The sequence below is a fragment of the Nocardioides endophyticus genome, from assembly GCF_039543845.1.
Classification (GTDB): Bacteria; Actinomycetota; Actinomycetes; order Propionibacteriales; family Nocardioidaceae; genus Nocardioides; species Nocardioides endophyticus.
The window spans coordinates 166,842-179,526 of sequence record NZ_BAABKN010000019.1 but is presented as its reverse complement, the minus strand read 5'-3'; the positions used below and the strand labels follow the sequence as shown (position 1 = coordinate 179,526).

Annotated in this window: 15 protein-coding genes; 8 read left to right on the top strand and 7 right to left on the bottom strand. The window is 70.1% G+C overall.

Annotated features, from left to right (window positions below; translation table 11 throughout):
- Positions 1-20: 20 nt before the first annotated feature.
- The gene (locus ABEA33_RS15485) at positions 21-575 is read left to right on the top strand and encodes a flavodoxin family protein (protein WP_345527714.1); all 555 of its coding nucleotides are present in this window, start codon (positions 21-23) and stop codon (positions 573-575) included.
- Between the two features lie 21 nt (positions 576-596).
- Here ABEA33_RS15485 and ABEA33_RS15480 read toward each other — a convergent pair whose 3' ends face one another.
- Positions 597-2,339 carry a sensor histidine kinase gene (locus ABEA33_RS15480; RefSeq protein WP_345527713.1) on the bottom strand — a complete coding sequence of 581 codons (1,743 nt, stop codon included), beginning with the start codon at positions 2,337-2,339 and terminating at the stop codon, positions 597-599.
- 135 nt (positions 2,340-2,474) lie between these two features.
- On the opposite strand from ABEA33_RS15480, the gene ABEA33_RS15475 reads away from it, so the two are divergent.
- A complete protein-coding gene (locus ABEA33_RS15475; RefSeq protein ID WP_345527712.1) occupies positions 2,475-2,900 on the top strand; it encodes a pyridoxamine 5'-phosphate oxidase family protein in 426 nt (141 codons plus the stop codon).
- 2 nt (positions 2,901-2,902) lie between these two features.
- On the opposite strand, the gene ABEA33_RS15470 is transcribed toward ABEA33_RS15475, so the two are convergent.
- A complete protein-coding gene (locus ABEA33_RS15470; protein ID WP_345527711.1) occupies positions 2,903-3,562 on the bottom strand; it encodes a response regulator in 660 nt (219 codons plus the stop codon).
- A 127-nt stretch (positions 3,563-3,689) separates the two neighbouring features.
- Here ABEA33_RS15470 and ABEA33_RS15465 point away from each other — a divergent pair, with 127 nt between their 5' ends.
- From ABEA33_RS15465 to ABEA33_RS15440, 6 genes are all read left to right on the top strand, one after another.
- A complete protein-coding gene (locus ABEA33_RS15465; RefSeq protein WP_345527710.1) occupies positions 3,690-4,130 on the top strand; it encodes a hypothetical protein in 441 nt (146 codons plus the stop codon).
- The gene (locus tag ABEA33_RS15460; RefSeq protein WP_345527709.1) at positions 4,127-5,098 is read left to right on the top strand and encodes an Acg family FMN-binding oxidoreductase; all 972 of its coding nucleotides are present in this window, start codon (positions 4,127-4,129) and stop codon (positions 5,096-5,098) included. The genes ABEA33_RS15465 and ABEA33_RS15460 overlap by 4 nt, the downstream gene beginning before the upstream one ends.
- 83 nt (positions 5,099-5,181) lie before the next feature.
- Positions 5,182-6,105 (top strand): universal stress protein, encoded by a 924-nt coding sequence (locus ABEA33_RS15455; protein ID WP_345527708.1) that lies wholly within the window; start codon positions 5,182-5,184, stop codon positions 6,103-6,105.
- 67 nt (positions 6,106-6,172) lie between these two features.
- The gene (locus ABEA33_RS15450; protein ID WP_345527707.1) at positions 6,173-6,748 is read left to right on the top strand and encodes a hypothetical protein; all 576 of its coding nucleotides are present in this window, start codon (positions 6,173-6,175) and stop codon (positions 6,746-6,748) included.
- An 86-nt stretch (positions 6,749-6,834) separates the two neighbouring features.
- Entirely contained in the window at positions 6,835-7,752 is a 918-nt protein-coding gene (locus tag ABEA33_RS15445; RefSeq protein ID WP_345527705.1) for a universal stress protein, read from the top strand.
- A gap of 308 nt (positions 7,753-8,060) precedes the next feature.
- Positions 8,061-8,603, top strand: a complete 543-nt coding sequence (locus ABEA33_RS15440) for a hypothetical protein (RefSeq protein WP_345527704.1) — start codon at positions 8,061-8,063, stop codon at positions 8,601-8,603.
- Between the two features lie 6 nt (positions 8,604-8,609).
- Here ABEA33_RS15440 and ABEA33_RS15435 read toward each other — a convergent pair whose 3' ends face one another.
- The 5 genes from ABEA33_RS15435 to ABEA33_RS15415 all read right to left on the bottom strand — a co-directional run bounded on the left by ABEA33_RS15435 (position 8,610) and on the right by ABEA33_RS15415 (position 12,646).
- Entirely contained in the window at positions 8,610-9,272 is a 663-nt protein-coding gene (locus tag ABEA33_RS15435; protein WP_345527703.1) for a response regulator, read from the bottom strand.
- Between the two features lie 59 nt (positions 9,273-9,331).
- Positions 9,332-9,514 (bottom strand): hypothetical protein, encoded by a 183-nt coding sequence (locus ABEA33_RS15430; RefSeq protein ID WP_345527702.1) that lies wholly within the window; start codon positions 9,512-9,514, stop codon positions 9,332-9,334.
- Positions 9,515-9,674: 160 nt separating this feature from the next.
- Positions 9,675-10,235 (bottom strand): hypothetical protein, encoded by a 561-nt coding sequence (locus ABEA33_RS15425; RefSeq protein WP_345527701.1) that lies wholly within the window; start codon positions 10,233-10,235, stop codon positions 9,675-9,677.
- A 32-nt stretch (positions 10,236-10,267) separates the two neighbouring features.
- Positions 10,268-11,140: a universal stress protein gene (locus ABEA33_RS15420; protein WP_345527700.1), complete on the bottom strand. Its 873-nt coding sequence runs from the start codon at positions 11,138-11,140 to the stop codon at positions 10,268-10,270.
- 123 nt (positions 11,141-11,263) lie between these two features.
- The gene (locus ABEA33_RS15415; RefSeq protein WP_345527993.1) at positions 11,264-12,646 is read right to left on the bottom strand and encodes an MBL fold metallo-hydrolase RNA specificity domain-containing protein; all 1,383 of its coding nucleotides are present in this window, start codon (positions 12,644-12,646) and stop codon (positions 11,264-11,266) included.
- Between the last annotated feature and the right edge of the window lie 39 nt (positions 12,647-12,685).

The window sequence follows — 12,685 nt, the reverse complement described above, 5'->3', positions numbered from 1 at the left end:
GGACACCGAAGGAGGATGAGATGAGAAGCTCTGACAACCCGCTGCGGGCACTCGTGGTCTACGAGTCCATGTTCGGCTGCACCGAACGGGCCGCCCATGCCGTCGCTGACGGACTGCGTGCCGAAGGACTGGCGGTTGCCGTGACTGACGTGGGGAGAGCGCTGTCCGCGGCCGAGGCGGAGTTCGACGTCCTCGTCGTCGGTGCGCCGACCCATGCGTTCTCCCTGAGCCGCCCCGCGACCCGTGCCGACGCCGTACGGCAAGGTGGCCGGCCTGACGCCGCCACTACTGGTCTTCGGGAATGGCTCACAGCCACGCCACCCGGGGAGGGACGGGGCCGTCCGGCAGCAGCCTTCGACACCCGCGTCACGAAGGCGCGGCGCCTGCCGAAGGCAGCATCGACGAGGGCGGCACACCTCCTCGCGCACCATCGTTTCTCGTTGGTGGCACGGCCGACTCCGTTCCTGGTGCAGGACACCGACGGGCCGCTGGTCGACGGCGAGCTCGAGCGCGCAGCTGTCTGGGGTCGTGCCGTTGCGGTGGCAGCTCGCCGCGCGCTCGTGCCGGCCGGTTGAGGACGGCACGCCCTCTGGAGGTCAGTGGGACGGCACCGACCAGCGGACTGTCGTGCCCTGCTCGCCGGAGGACGTCACCTCGCATCGACCCCCGAGTCGCTCCGCGCGTTCGCGCATGTTGGAGAGCCCGCTCTCCACGATCTCGCCGGGAATCCCCCGACCGTTGTCGGAGACCGTGAGGGTGACGCCTTCCGCGCCCGCACTCAGCACCACCTCCACCAGCTTCGCCTCAGCATGGCGGGCGGCGTTGGACAGGGCCTCGGCCAGCACGGCCAGCAGGTCGGGCGCGACCACCTCGGTCACGAGTGTGCGCACCGGGCCCTCGAACGTCAACGACGGTCGGAACTTCAACGTGCCGGCGGCCCGGTCGACCAGACGGGTCACCTCGGCCTGGATGTCGGCCGTGTCGCCGACGGCGCCGAGGGCGAAGATCGACCGCCGGATGTCCTTGATCGTCGCATCCAGGTCGTCGACCGCGGCATCGAGACGACTCGTCGCTTCCTCGTGGTCGACCAGTCTGGACGTGCTCTGCAGCCCGAGTCCTATCGCGAACAGCCGCTGGATGACGAGGTCATGCAGGTCTCTGCCGATCCGGTCGCGGTCCTCGAGGACGGCGAGACGTTCGCGGTCGTCGCGGCCGCGCGTGACTTGGAGTACGAGCGCAGCCTGTTCGGCGAAGTTGGCCGGCATGGCGGGATCGACCTCGCGGAAGCGGGCGATGTGGTCCGGCGTCCAGGCGAGCGCGAGCGCGCCCTCGATCCCGGACTGGCTGCGGAGGGGGACGACCATGGCAGGGCCGAGGGCGGGCAGGCCGAGCGCAGCCGAGACATCGATCGCTCGCGGGTCGCTTGCCAGATCCTCGACCGAGACGGGGAGCCCCGACTGGACGACGCGGCTCGCCAAGGACTGCTCGAGGTCGAGGGAGTCCAGGGCAGCAGGACTGGCCACAGCCCCCGACATGACTCGGACCCGGAGGCTCTCGACGGAGGTCCCGGTGACCACCCACGCCACGTCTGCCTCCGCGACCTCTCGTGCCCGGTCCGCGACGAGCTCGAGCGGATCGTGTCCTGAAGTCGATCCGGAGAGGAGCGCAGTGAACTCGGCGGTGGCTGCCAGCCACCGTTCCCTCCTGGTCGCGTCCTCGGCCAGCCGGGCGTTCTCGATGGCGACGCCGGCGGCCGCGGCCAGCGCGACGACGATCTCTTCGTCCTGCTCGGTGAAGTCGCCTCCGCCGACCTTCTCCGTCAGGTAGAGGTTCCCGAAGACCCGATCACGGATGCGGACCGGTACGCCGAGGAAGGAGCGCATCGGCGGGTGGTTCGCCGGAAAGCCGTACGACGCCGGGTGTTGGGCGATGTCGTGGAGGCGCACCGGCTCCGGGTGGTCGATCAGCAGACCCAGCAAGCCGTGGCCGGTGGGCAGGTCTCCGATCTCGCTCACCGTGGCGGGCGACAGCCCGTGAGTGACGAACGTCCGGAGTCGTCGCTCAGGCCCGGCGTCGAGCACGCCGAGGGCGGCGTACTGAGCGCCCGCCAGGTCGCCGGCGATCTCGACGATCCGTGACAGCAGCCGGTCCAGGGAGAGGTCCGCGGCCATCGTGACGACGGCGTCGAGCAGCAGCCGCCATCGGACCTGGGCATCCAGCACCCCGTGCATCCGGATGAGGACCTCATGCACCAGGTCGTCGAAGTCCGCATCGGCAAGAAGACCCGGACGGACCGCTACCCCAGGTTGTGACGCGTGCTTGGGCTCGTCAGCAGTCACGTCCTCCTCCGGTCGTCACGAGCATCGTAGTGCTCGGACGGGCCAAAGGTCCCGGGAAGCTCGGGCCACCTTCACCTGGCTCCACCTGGCCGTGGCGGCGAGCATGAGGATGCCCATATTCGAGGAGGCGAGGACATGAACCCGACACCTGGACCCGGCGCCCGACTGGTCGAGATCCCTGCGTTCGACTGCCGGCACTTGCTGGAGTTGGCGCAGATCGCGCGGGTCGCCTGGAACGGGCCCCGGGGCGTCGCAGTCGTGCCGGTGAACTACACCATCGCGGACGGCGCCATGTGGTTCCGCACCACGCCGTACTCCCAGCTCGCCCGCGAGTGCGGCGGGCAGTGGATCACCGTCGAGGTCGACGGCCTCGACCTGGAGGGCGGTGCGGGATGGAGCACCGTGGTCCGGGGAGTCGCCGAGATCCTGGACGGCAACGACGTGCCCGAGCACCTGGCCGACTTCCAGGTCTGGCCTGCAGGGCCGCGACCCCTGTTCGTCCGGGTCGAACCGGTCGAGCTGACGGGCCGCAAGCTGCTGCCTCCGCCGGTGGAGACGTGACCTCACTCGGGCAGGTGCTTCGTGGCGAAGATGGCCGCCTGGGTCCGGCTCTCGAGACCGAGCTTCGCGAGCACCGATGAGACGTAGTTCTTGACCGTCTTCTCGGCGAGGAAGAGCTCACTGGCGATCTGCCGGTTGGTCAGCCCGTCGGCGATGAGCTCCAGGATGCGATGCTCCTGGGACGTCAGGTGGTCGAGGGAGTGGTCTGTCTTGGGGCCGTTCCGCAGGCGCTCGAGAACCTGCGCCGTGACAGCGGGATCGAGCATCGACTGGCCGGCGGCGACCCGGCGGACCGTGTCGATGAGGTCGTTGCCCCGGACCTGTTTGAGGATGTAGCCAGCGGCTCCGGCCATGATCGCCGAGAACAGCGCGTCGTCGTCGTCGTACGACGTCAGGATCAGCGCCGCGACCTCCGGGTCCCGCGAGCGGATCTCTCGACAGACGTCTATGCCGGACCCGTCAGGCAAGCGCCCGTCGAGGATGGCGACATCGGGACGTAGCGCCGGGATCCGGCGCGCGGCCTCCTCGGCCAAGCCGGACTCACCCACGACGGTGATGTCCCCCTCGGACTCGAGGAGCTCCCGGATGCCACGGCGCACGATCTCGTGGTCGTCCAGGAGGAAGACCGTGATCGGCGCGGGCGGCTGCGGTTCTTCGGGCATAGCGACAATGTAGATCCGTCCGATCGCGCCTGTCCCCCTCCATCGACCCGCCTTTCCCGGGACCTTCGTCCCTTACGCCCACGACCCGCCACGACGCAGCGTTGAAGCCGACACGAGGAGGTCCAGCATGGCCAGCACGCCGACGACACCCGCGACGGAACGGACCAGGCCCGAACGGGTCCGAACCCGGCATGCCGTCGGCCGTCAGCTCGTCGGAGGGTTCTTCCTGGTGATGGGGGGTGTCCACCTCGGCCTCGTCGCCGCGGATCCGCAGATCTACCGACCGTTCGCCGACGCGGGGTTGTTCGCCTTCGTGCGCGACGGCTGGCAGGAGATCGTGATGGCCGCGCCGACCGTCTGGGGCCTGCTCCTGATGGGCGGCGAGATCGTGCTCGGCGCCCTCCTGCTCATCGGCGGTCGCGCCGCACGGTGGGGCTGGTACGGCGTCATCTCGTTCCACGTCCTGCTGATGCTGTTCGGATTCGGCTTCTGGTTGTGGTCCGTCCCGGCTCTCGTCCTCCTCACCGTCCTCGCGCGCCGCGACCTCACGTTCCAGGGGACGTCGTGAGCGCCCGCACCTCGCCCGGACCGACGACCCTGCGCCGCATCGTCGAACTCGCGTGCCGCGCGCCGAGCATCCACAACACCCAACCCTGGCTGTGGCGGATCTCGGACACCCGGATCGACCTGTACGGCGACCCCACCCGGCAGCTGCCCGTCGCCGACAGTCGAGGTCGGAGCCTGACGGTCAGCTGCGGCGCCGCACTGCACCACGCGCAGGTCGCCGCCGATGCCGTCGGGCTCGATGCACGGGTGGCCCGGCTCCCGACCCCAGGCAGCCACGACCACCTCGCCACCATCGACCTGGCTCCCGGGCGGAGGTCGGCCCACGCCACGGCAGACCTGCGCGCGCTCGAGCGCCGACGCACCGACCGCAGCAGGTTCACGTCGTGGCCGATGTCAGACGAGCGGCTCGCAGCGCTGTCGAGGGCGGTCAGCCGTGACGGCGTCCAGGTGGTGCCGATGACCAACGTGTCCGAGCGCTTCCGACTCGAGTTCCTGCTCCGTCGCGCGATCGCACGGGAGAGCTCCGATCCGCGGTACGACGAGGAGCAGCGGCAGTGGATCGACCGCAGTCCCGCGGACGGCATCCCGTCCGCCGCGGTCTGCGCCGGCGCGGATCCGCGGCCTCGGATGTCGCGGTTCACTTCCCATGACCCGATGGACCTCGACGAACTCGTCCAGAGCTCAGACGGTCTGCTCCTGATCAGCACGGAGGAGGACGACCGAGCGGCCTGGTTGCAGGCAGGGGAGGTCCTCAGCGCGGCATGGTTGCGCGCCACGACGGATGGGCTCTCCGTGGTCCCACTCAGCCAGGTCGTCGAGATCGAGGAGACGCGTCTGGCCCTCACGCACGAGCTCCTCGGAGGTAGGGCCGCACCTCAGGCCCTGCTCCGGATCGGATGGCAGGAGATCGGCCACAGCACCCGGCCGCTCACTCCGCGGCGTCCCGTGGACGACGTCCTGATCACCTGAACGGCCCGGGCGGGCACTAGGTCCTGACCCCGACGGGTCATGCGGCCGTGTCGCCCACGAACTCGGAGATCGATCGTTGAGCCATGGAAACCACCTACATCCCGCCTGGCAGCATCGTCGTCGGTGTCGACGGCTCCGAGTCGTGTTCGCAGGCGCTGGCGTGGGCGGCCGAGGAGGCTGCGCTCGACCACCGCCCCTTGGTCCTCATCAACGCGGTCGGCACCCTAGGAACCCCCGGGACGGTCTGGCTCACCGGCGTGGATCCCGTCGTCCAGGAGATGCGACGGCACGGCGAGGAGGTCGCCGCAGCGGCGGCACGAGAGGTTGCCTCACGACACTCTGCGAACGAGACACTCACCAGCGTCGTCACCGACGACGCCCGCCAGGCCCTCCTCGCTGCCGCCGAGCGTGCCCACATGGTGGTCGTGGGTTCTCGCGGCAGAGGCCCGGTCCGCAGCCTGCTGCTCGGATCGGTGAGCTCCGCGGTCGCCAGGCACGCAACCTGCCCGGTCGTCGTCGTCCGGCCGCACCGCATCGGCGTCGTACGCCGCGGCGTCCTCGTCGGCGCGGACGGGACCTCAGAATCCCAGCCCGCACTCGACTTCGCCTACCGGGAGGCGTCGATCCGCCGTCTGCCGCTGACGGTGATGCACTGCGTGTCTGACACCTTCGCAGTGGAGTACCAGGGGGCCGTCGTTCCGCCCTCGGAGCGCAGGCTCGAGGACGCGCGGCTGATCCTCGCCGAGTCGGTGGCAGGGATGACCGAGAAGTACCCCGACGTCCACGTGACGGTCCAGGTCAGTCCAGGCCTGCCCGAGCAGACCTTGAGGTCGGCCGCCGAGCGCATGGACCTGCTCGTGGTCGGGAGCCGATCTCCCAACATGTTGTCCAGGGCCGCCGCCGGCGACGTTGCCGGCCACCTCGTGGAGCACGCCCGCACGGTCGTCGCCGTGGTCCCCCGGTCAGCAGGACCAACGAACCCCGGCCAGCGGGACCTCAGGCCCTGACACCACACCGGTCCCGGCGAAACGCTTGCCTCGACAGATCAACACCAACGACCGAGGAGGTCATGTCATGACCACGACCCACCACCGCACCGAGGCGGACACCTCGGTCGGCATCGACGAGACACCCACCCCGTTCGCTCGGCGCGCGCTGGCGACCTTGCGCATCGCGTTCGGACTCACCTTCCTGTGGGCCTTCGTCGACAAGACGTTCGCGCTCGGCTTCCACACCGGGTACGACGCCCAGGGCAACCTCGACCGCTTCGGAGACGCCGCCTGGATCCACGGCGGCAGCCCGACCGAGGGCTTCTTGAAGTTCGGCGCAGACGGCCCGTTCGACAGCTTCTACCATTCGATCGCGGGCGACGCCTGGGCCGACTGGCTCTTCATGTTCGGCCTTCTCGCCATCGGCCTAGCGCTGACGTTCGGCATCGGCATGCGGATCGCCGCGGCCGCCGGTGCACTTCTCTACCTGCTGATGTGGAGCGTCGTGCTGCCGCCTGAGAACAACCCCGTCCTCGACGAGCACGTCCTCGGCGCCATCAGCCTGGTCGTCCTGGCGGCGTTCAACGCCGGCGACACCTGGGGCCTCGGTCGCCAGTGGCGCCAGACCGATGCGGTCCGGAAGAACAAGGTTCTGCGGTAGCCCGCAGACATTCACCCAACACGGTCATCCGCCTTCGCGGATGACCGTCCTCACTGCACGAACTGGACACGGGAACTAGACCGATCATGACCACCTCGACTGACACCAGCATCCCGACCGACGCGATCGTGGTCGGCATCGACGGGTCCGCCTGTGCGGAGCTCGCCCTCGACTGGGCCGCGCGGGAAGCCTCACTGGAGCACCGTCCCCTGGTGCTCCTCCACGCCGTGCACCCGCCGTCCCTCGGCGCCATGGCGTACGTGGAGTCCAGCGGCATGGAGTACGGCGACCTGCTCGCTCGGCTGGAGAGCGACGGCCACGCCCTCCTCCGGCATGCCGCGCAGAGGGTGCGAGCCGAGCACGATGTCTCGGAGGTCTACGAACGGGTGCGGATGTCGGACCCTCGTACGGCGCTGCTCGAAGCAGCGGCAGGTGCCTCGGCGCTGGTCGTAGGAACCCGCGGACTCGGCCCGATCCGTCAGCTGCTCCTGGGCTCCGTGGCGATGGCAGCAGTGAAGCACGCCGGGTGTCCGGTGGCCGTGATCCGGGGTGCGGAGCAGAAGAACCGCGACGTCGGCGTCATGGTCGGCGTCGCAGGGGACGGCCACGACGCCACCGTTCTCGACTTCGCCTTCCGTGTGGCCGACGCCCGCGGACTTCCGGTCACGCTGGTGCACACCTTCTGGGACGCGGTGGGACAGGCCGAGACCCGTGAGGTTCCCGCCGATGACCCGCGCCACGCGAACCAACTGGCCGTCCTCTTCGAGGCGGCCGGCCCGCCATCTCGCCGCTACCCGTCCGTGGCGGTGCACCATCTCCTCAGTCGGGGGTTCGCGGATGTCCAGCTGATCGCGTCGTCGCGTCGTGCAGCGCTCCTCGTCCTCGGTCACCGGCGCAAGCCCTTCCTCCAGGAGCTCATCTACGGATCCGTGGCACCCCGGGTGGTGGAGCACGCCCACTGCTCGGTCGCCGTCGTCCCCGTCGGGGACGAGCCGGACGCCTAGAGCCGAACCGCGGGTCGTGGCCAACTCCCCAGCCCCTCGAGGACCTTCTGCTCTGCTGCGGCGCAACCCGCGGCGAGACGCTGGCCTTCAGTAGTTCTCGGTCCTATCTGAAGGTCGTGATCGTGATGGCCATCTCGACACCCATCACTCCTACACCCACCCAACGCCCTGGCTCTGGCTGGGAACCAGGCCGCGTCGTCGCTGCCGTCGCCGCCGTCCTGTTCCTGCTGCTCGGCACGGGCCTGCTCCTGGGAGGAGGTGCCGCGCGCCTCGCAGACGGGCCCGGCCGCGACGACCACGGTTTCCTCATGAGTCCGGCCGAGACCTGGTGGTCGCCGGGGTACGCCGTGCAGTCCGAGCGCGCCGAGTTCCACGCCGACGCGACGATCGTGGATCTCCCTGGTCGAGTCCTCGGCACGATGACAGCCACGGCCGACCCGACGGCCCCGGGACCCGTCTTCATCGGCGTCGCTCGAAGCGTCGATGTCGACCGATACCTGGGCGGCGTCGCCCACTCGACGATCGTCGACCCGGCGGGCCACCACCGGAACGTCATGATGCCGATGGCACGGTTCTTCGCCGGCGGGCCGCCCTCCGTCGCCCCGGCCGCCGCGGACTTCTGGGTGGCGTCGGCCAGCGGCCCAGGACAGCAGAGCATCACGTGGGAGCCCGCGAACGGCAGCTGGACTCTGGTGGTCATGAACAGCGACGGCACGACCCCCGTTGCAGCCAACGTCGCGGTCGGCGCCGAGGTGCCCGCTCTCGGCACGCTGGGCAACGTCCTGATCGTGACCGGCCTGGTCGTGATGGCCCTCTCGTGCGTAGGAATGTTGTTGGTCGTCCGGCGATGAGCTGCGCTAGACCTGGCGACGGTGCTTGCCTGGACCGGCGGAGTTCAGGAACGTCGTCGCCGGGCGCGACACCGTCACCACTCGCAGCGCGAGATCGGTGACCACGGCCTCGATCTCCGTCTCGGAGGCGTTGAGCCGATCCGCCAGCTCGCGGTCGGTAGCGCCCGCGGCGAGGTGATCGAGCAGCTCCAGCTCAATCTCCGACAGGGACGGTCGCGCCGCTCTCGCGCGGTCACGGAGCAGGGTGCGTGCCCGTTCACTGGCCGACGTGTCGAGCAGCGAGCGGCCCGCGCCGACTCGCCGGATGGCACTCGCGATGTCCGACGTCCCGGCGACCTTCACGACGAAGCCGGAGGCACCGGCGAGGATCGTCGCGACCAGCGCGTCCTCGTCGCCGGCCGAGGTGAGGAGCACGGCCCGCACGGAGTCGTCGGCCGACCTGACCTTGCGACACACCTGGATGCCCGACCCGTCCTGCAGCTGCAGGTCGAGCAGCATCACGTCGGGCCGTAGCCTCAGGATGTCCTCCGCAGCGGTCCTGGCATGGGCCGAGTCACCGACGACGTGGATGTCCTCGGCCGGCGCGAGGAGGTCGCGGAGTCCCTGCCGGACGATGTCGTGATCGTCGAGCAGGTACACCCGCACCAATGGCCGCGTGTACGGCGACATGCGCCCGTTCTACTCCGTTCTCGGCGGCAGCACCACCACGTCGTACGGCGTCGGCAGGGTCAGTTCAGCGCGCCGAAGGCGTCGTAGACCATGAGCGCGGGCCACACGAGACCTTCGAGCACGGCGAGCAGGTGCCACCAGAAACCGTCGGCCTCCTGCCAGAAGTAGACCCAGGCACCGAAGATGCCGAGGCCGTAGATCGCGCCGCCGCCTGCGGCGGCGCCGGAGTTGCCGTTCCCCATCGTCGTCTCCTCTCGAGGGCGTACGACCCAGGCTCCTCCCCCGGCCCGAGGGCCGACAGGGGCATTGGTCACCCGTCGCCGAAGGTCCCGGTCGCGACGGGACCGAGGACCGTTCCGCAGCGCTCCAGCAGCGCCGGCGACGTCGTCATGGCCGCCATCGCTACCGGTCCTGGGTCTCGCGGGGGGCGACACGCTCGAGCCACTGCTCGAACCCGGCCGGGTCGCGGCGCTCGACCTCGTCGAGGAGCAGCGACCGCTCCTGCACGAGACGCAGGACGTCCGTCGCCGGGCAGCCCTGGCGTCGCATCTCGTCGTACGACGAGCGCCACCGGCGCATCAGGTCGCGGTCGGACAGCTTCTCAGGGTGGTCCGTCGCCTTGACCGGCCGCCGAGCCCGCCAGTAGCGGTTGGCCTGCTCGACCACGACAGGAGCCGACGAGCCGATCAGCACGAGGACAGGGATCGACCAAGCCCCGATGGCCTCAGGGAGGCCGATGACCAGGATCCCTCCGAGGGCGAACCAGGTGGCGCCCTGCCGCGCCGGACGCCACCAGCGTTGTCCGTCGACGGACCAGGCCACACCGAAGGTGAGTCCGAGGATGGCCAGCGCAACAGTCTCTGCGAGCAGCGGACCGACACCCACAGACGGCACTGCCGCCACCACAGCGACGGCCGTGACGAGGATGGCAGTGAACCCCCAGCACGTGCGGTAGGTCCTCATGTCTTCGCCTTCCGAAGGAGGGGTGGGTGGCGTCAGGTCCGGTCGACGACCATGACGGGGCACTCGGCGTGGCGCAGCACGGTGCGGGTCACCTGACCGAGGTGGCCGCCGAGCGGGTGTTCGCCTGGACGCCGGTTCAGCACGAGCACGGCGGAGTGCCGCGTGGCCTCGACCAGCATGTCCACCGGACGAGCCCACTGGACCTCGCGGTCGACCTTGGCCCCGGGCTGCTCTGCCAGCTTCTCCAGGCCCGTCGCCAGCTCGCGGTCGGCATCGGCGATCCACTCGGTCCGTGGGTAGCTGGCAAGGACCGGCCCTTGGTATGGCTCCGCAAGCCACGCCGCGTGGAGCACCAGCATCGGTCGACCGCTGGCGGCGGCGTAGTCCTGTGCCGTCTCGACCTGGTGGAGTGCCTCGAGAGGTTCGTCGGCTCCGACGGTCACCGGAAGGTCGGGGTCGAGGTCACCGGTCCAGGAACGCGGCACCACGACCACCGGCGCGTGCGTGTGCGCCGCCACTCGAGCCGAGATCGACATCGTCAGCATCCGTTCGAGGCGGCCTGCGTCGCGCCGCTCGAGGACGATCAGGTCAGCGAAGTCGGCATGGTCGGCCAGGGTGGCGACCACAGGTCCGGTCAGGATCTCGGTGTTCAGCGGCACCCGGCCCCCGAGCCGAGGGCGGAGGGCCAAGGCGGCCGCGGTGAGTACCTCGCGGCCGACCTTGGTGATGGCGACGTCGATCGCCTGAACCTGCTCGATGCTCGCGGGCATGGCGACCAGCGCATGGATGACGTGCAGCAGCTCGACGCCGGTGCCCCGTCGAAGCGCCTCGGCTGCGACGAAGTCCAGGGTGGCGTCGCCGACACCCTCCGGTCCCACCGCGACCACGATCCCGAACTCACTCATCTCGATCACTCCCTGATAGGTCTCGGGGCCCTCGATCGATGCCCCTACGGTCAGCGTCCGCCGACCCCTGCCGCCGCATCAGGGGCCTTGGTCCCGTGCCAGGGGGGCCTCTTCCCCGTCATGTCAGCCCAGGCGGACCCGCTCGCCGTGGCGCGGTACGACGGCAGTCCACCCGAGCTCGTCGTGGATCCGGACGGCGAGGGACGCCGATGCCGCGGGCTCGCCATGCACGACGTACACGACGTCCGGCCTCTCCGGCGCCTGGCCGAGCCAGTCCACGATCTCGGCGGCGTCGGCGTGCACCGAGAAGCTGGGTACGTCCACGATCTCCGCCCGCACCGGGACGTACCGTCCGTGGATCTTCACGTGACGGACGCCCTCGAGCAGCTGGCGGCCGCGGGTGCCCACGGCTTGGTAGCCGGTCAGCACGACACAGTTCCGTGTGTCCGGCAGCTGGTGCGCAAGGTGATGGACGACTCGACCCCCGCTCGCCATCCCCGACGCCGAGATCACGATGCATGGCGATCCTGGACGATTCAGACGCGTCGAGCCCGCGGCATCCGGGACACCGCGCACGTGCAGCTCGTCAAGGGCCTTCCGCACCTCCCCCAGCTCCGGGCGCAGCTGGGCGGAGTCGGACCTGAGCGCTTGGCGATAGACCGACAGGGCCGACAGGGCCATCGGGCTGTCGAGGTAGATCGGGACGTCCGGGATGCTGCCGCCGGACATCAGCCGATGCAGCTCCAGGAGGACCAGCTCGGAGCGGTCCACCGCGAACGCCGGGATCAGCACGCTGCCGCCCCGGCCGATCGTGCGTCGCACCGCGCCTGCCAGCACCTCGGGGTCGGGCGGCGGGTGGGTCCGGTCGCCGTACGTCGACTCGACGACCACCGTCTGCGCGGCGGGAGGCCGTGCCGGCGCGCGCAGGATCGGATGGTGCCCGCGGCCGAGGTCTCCGCTGAACAGCGTGCGCGTACCGGCCGCCTCCAGCAGCACGGTGGCGGACCCCAGGATGTGACCTGCCGGGTCCAGGCGCACGCGGGTGTCGGATGTCAGGTCGGTCCAGGCGCCGAACTCCGCCGGGGACAGCAGTGGGATGGTGCGAGCGACGTCCGCCTCGTCGTACAGGGGCAGCGCGGGCCGGTGCTTCGAGTAGCCACCCTCGTTGGCGAGCCGCGCGTCCTCCTCCTGGAGATGGGCGCTGTCACGCAGCACGATCGTGGCCAGCTCGGCTGTCTCCGCCGTACAGATGACAGGCCCGCGGAAACCCTCCCGCACCAGGCGCGGCACCTGGCCGCAGTGGTCGAGGTGCGCGTGGCTGAGGACCACGGCTGCCAGCCTGTCAGCGACGAGCGGCAGAGCGGCCCAGTTGCGTCGACGCAGGTCGGCGAGTCCCTGGTAGAGACCGGCCTCGACGGCCACCTGGGTCTCTTCTGTCTCGACCAGGAACATGCTCCCGGTCACCGTCCCGGCGGCACCCAGGAACGTCAGGGCGGACCCGTCCATCTCCCTCACCACATCTCATCGGCCCGGTTCGGACCGAGC

What these genes read in the sequence shown, in the direction of transcription:
- ABEA33_RS15425 (WP_345527701.1), bottom strand. Translation starts at nt 10,235, where the DNA reads ATGAGGACCTACCGCACGTGCTGGGGGTTCACTGCCATCCTCGTCACG.
- ABEA33_RS15470 (WP_345527711.1), bottom strand. Translation starts at nt 3,562, where the DNA reads ATGCCCGAAGAACCGCAGCCGCCCGCGCCGATCACGGTCTTCCTCCTG.
- ABEA33_RS15435 (WP_345527703.1), bottom strand. Translation starts at nt 9,272, where the DNA reads ATGTCGCCGTACACGCGGCCATTGGTGCGGGTGTACCTGCTCGACGAT.
- ABEA33_RS15450 (WP_345527707.1), top strand. Translation starts at nt 6,173, where the DNA reads ATGACCACGACCCACCACCGCACCGAGGCGGACACCTCGGTCGGCATC.
- ABEA33_RS15415 (WP_345527993.1), bottom strand. Translation starts at nt 12,646, where the DNA reads ATGGACGGGTCCGCCCTGACGTTCCTGGGTGCCGCCGGGACGGTGACC.
- ABEA33_RS15440 (WP_345527704.1), top strand. Translation starts at nt 8,061, where the DNA reads ATGAGTCCGGCCGAGACCTGGTGGTCGCCGGGGTACGCCGTGCAGTCC.
- ABEA33_RS15430 (WP_345527702.1), bottom strand. Translation starts at nt 9,514, where the DNA reads ATGGGGAACGGCAACTCCGGCGCCGCCGCAGGCGGCGGCGCGATCTAC.
- ABEA33_RS15420 (WP_345527700.1), bottom strand. Translation starts at nt 11,140, where the DNA reads ATGAGTGAGTTCGGGATCGTGGTCGCGGTGGGACCGGAGGGTGTCGGC.
- ABEA33_RS15455 (WP_345527708.1), top strand. Translation starts at nt 5,182, where the DNA reads ATGGAAACCACCTACATCCCGCCTGGCAGCATCGTCGTCGGTGTCGAC.
- ABEA33_RS15465 (WP_345527710.1), top strand. Translation starts at nt 3,690, where the DNA reads ATGGCCAGCACGCCGACGACACCCGCGACGGAACGGACCAGGCCCGAA.
- ABEA33_RS15445 (WP_345527705.1), top strand. Translation starts at nt 6,835, where the DNA reads ATGACCACCTCGACTGACACCAGCATCCCGACCGACGCGATCGTGGTC.
- ABEA33_RS15475 (WP_345527712.1), top strand. Translation starts at nt 2,475, where the DNA reads ATGAACCCGACACCTGGACCCGGCGCCCGACTGGTCGAGATCCCTGCG.
- ABEA33_RS15485 (WP_345527714.1), top strand. Translation starts at nt 21, where the DNA reads ATGAGAAGCTCTGACAACCCGCTGCGGGCACTCGTGGTCTACGAGTCC.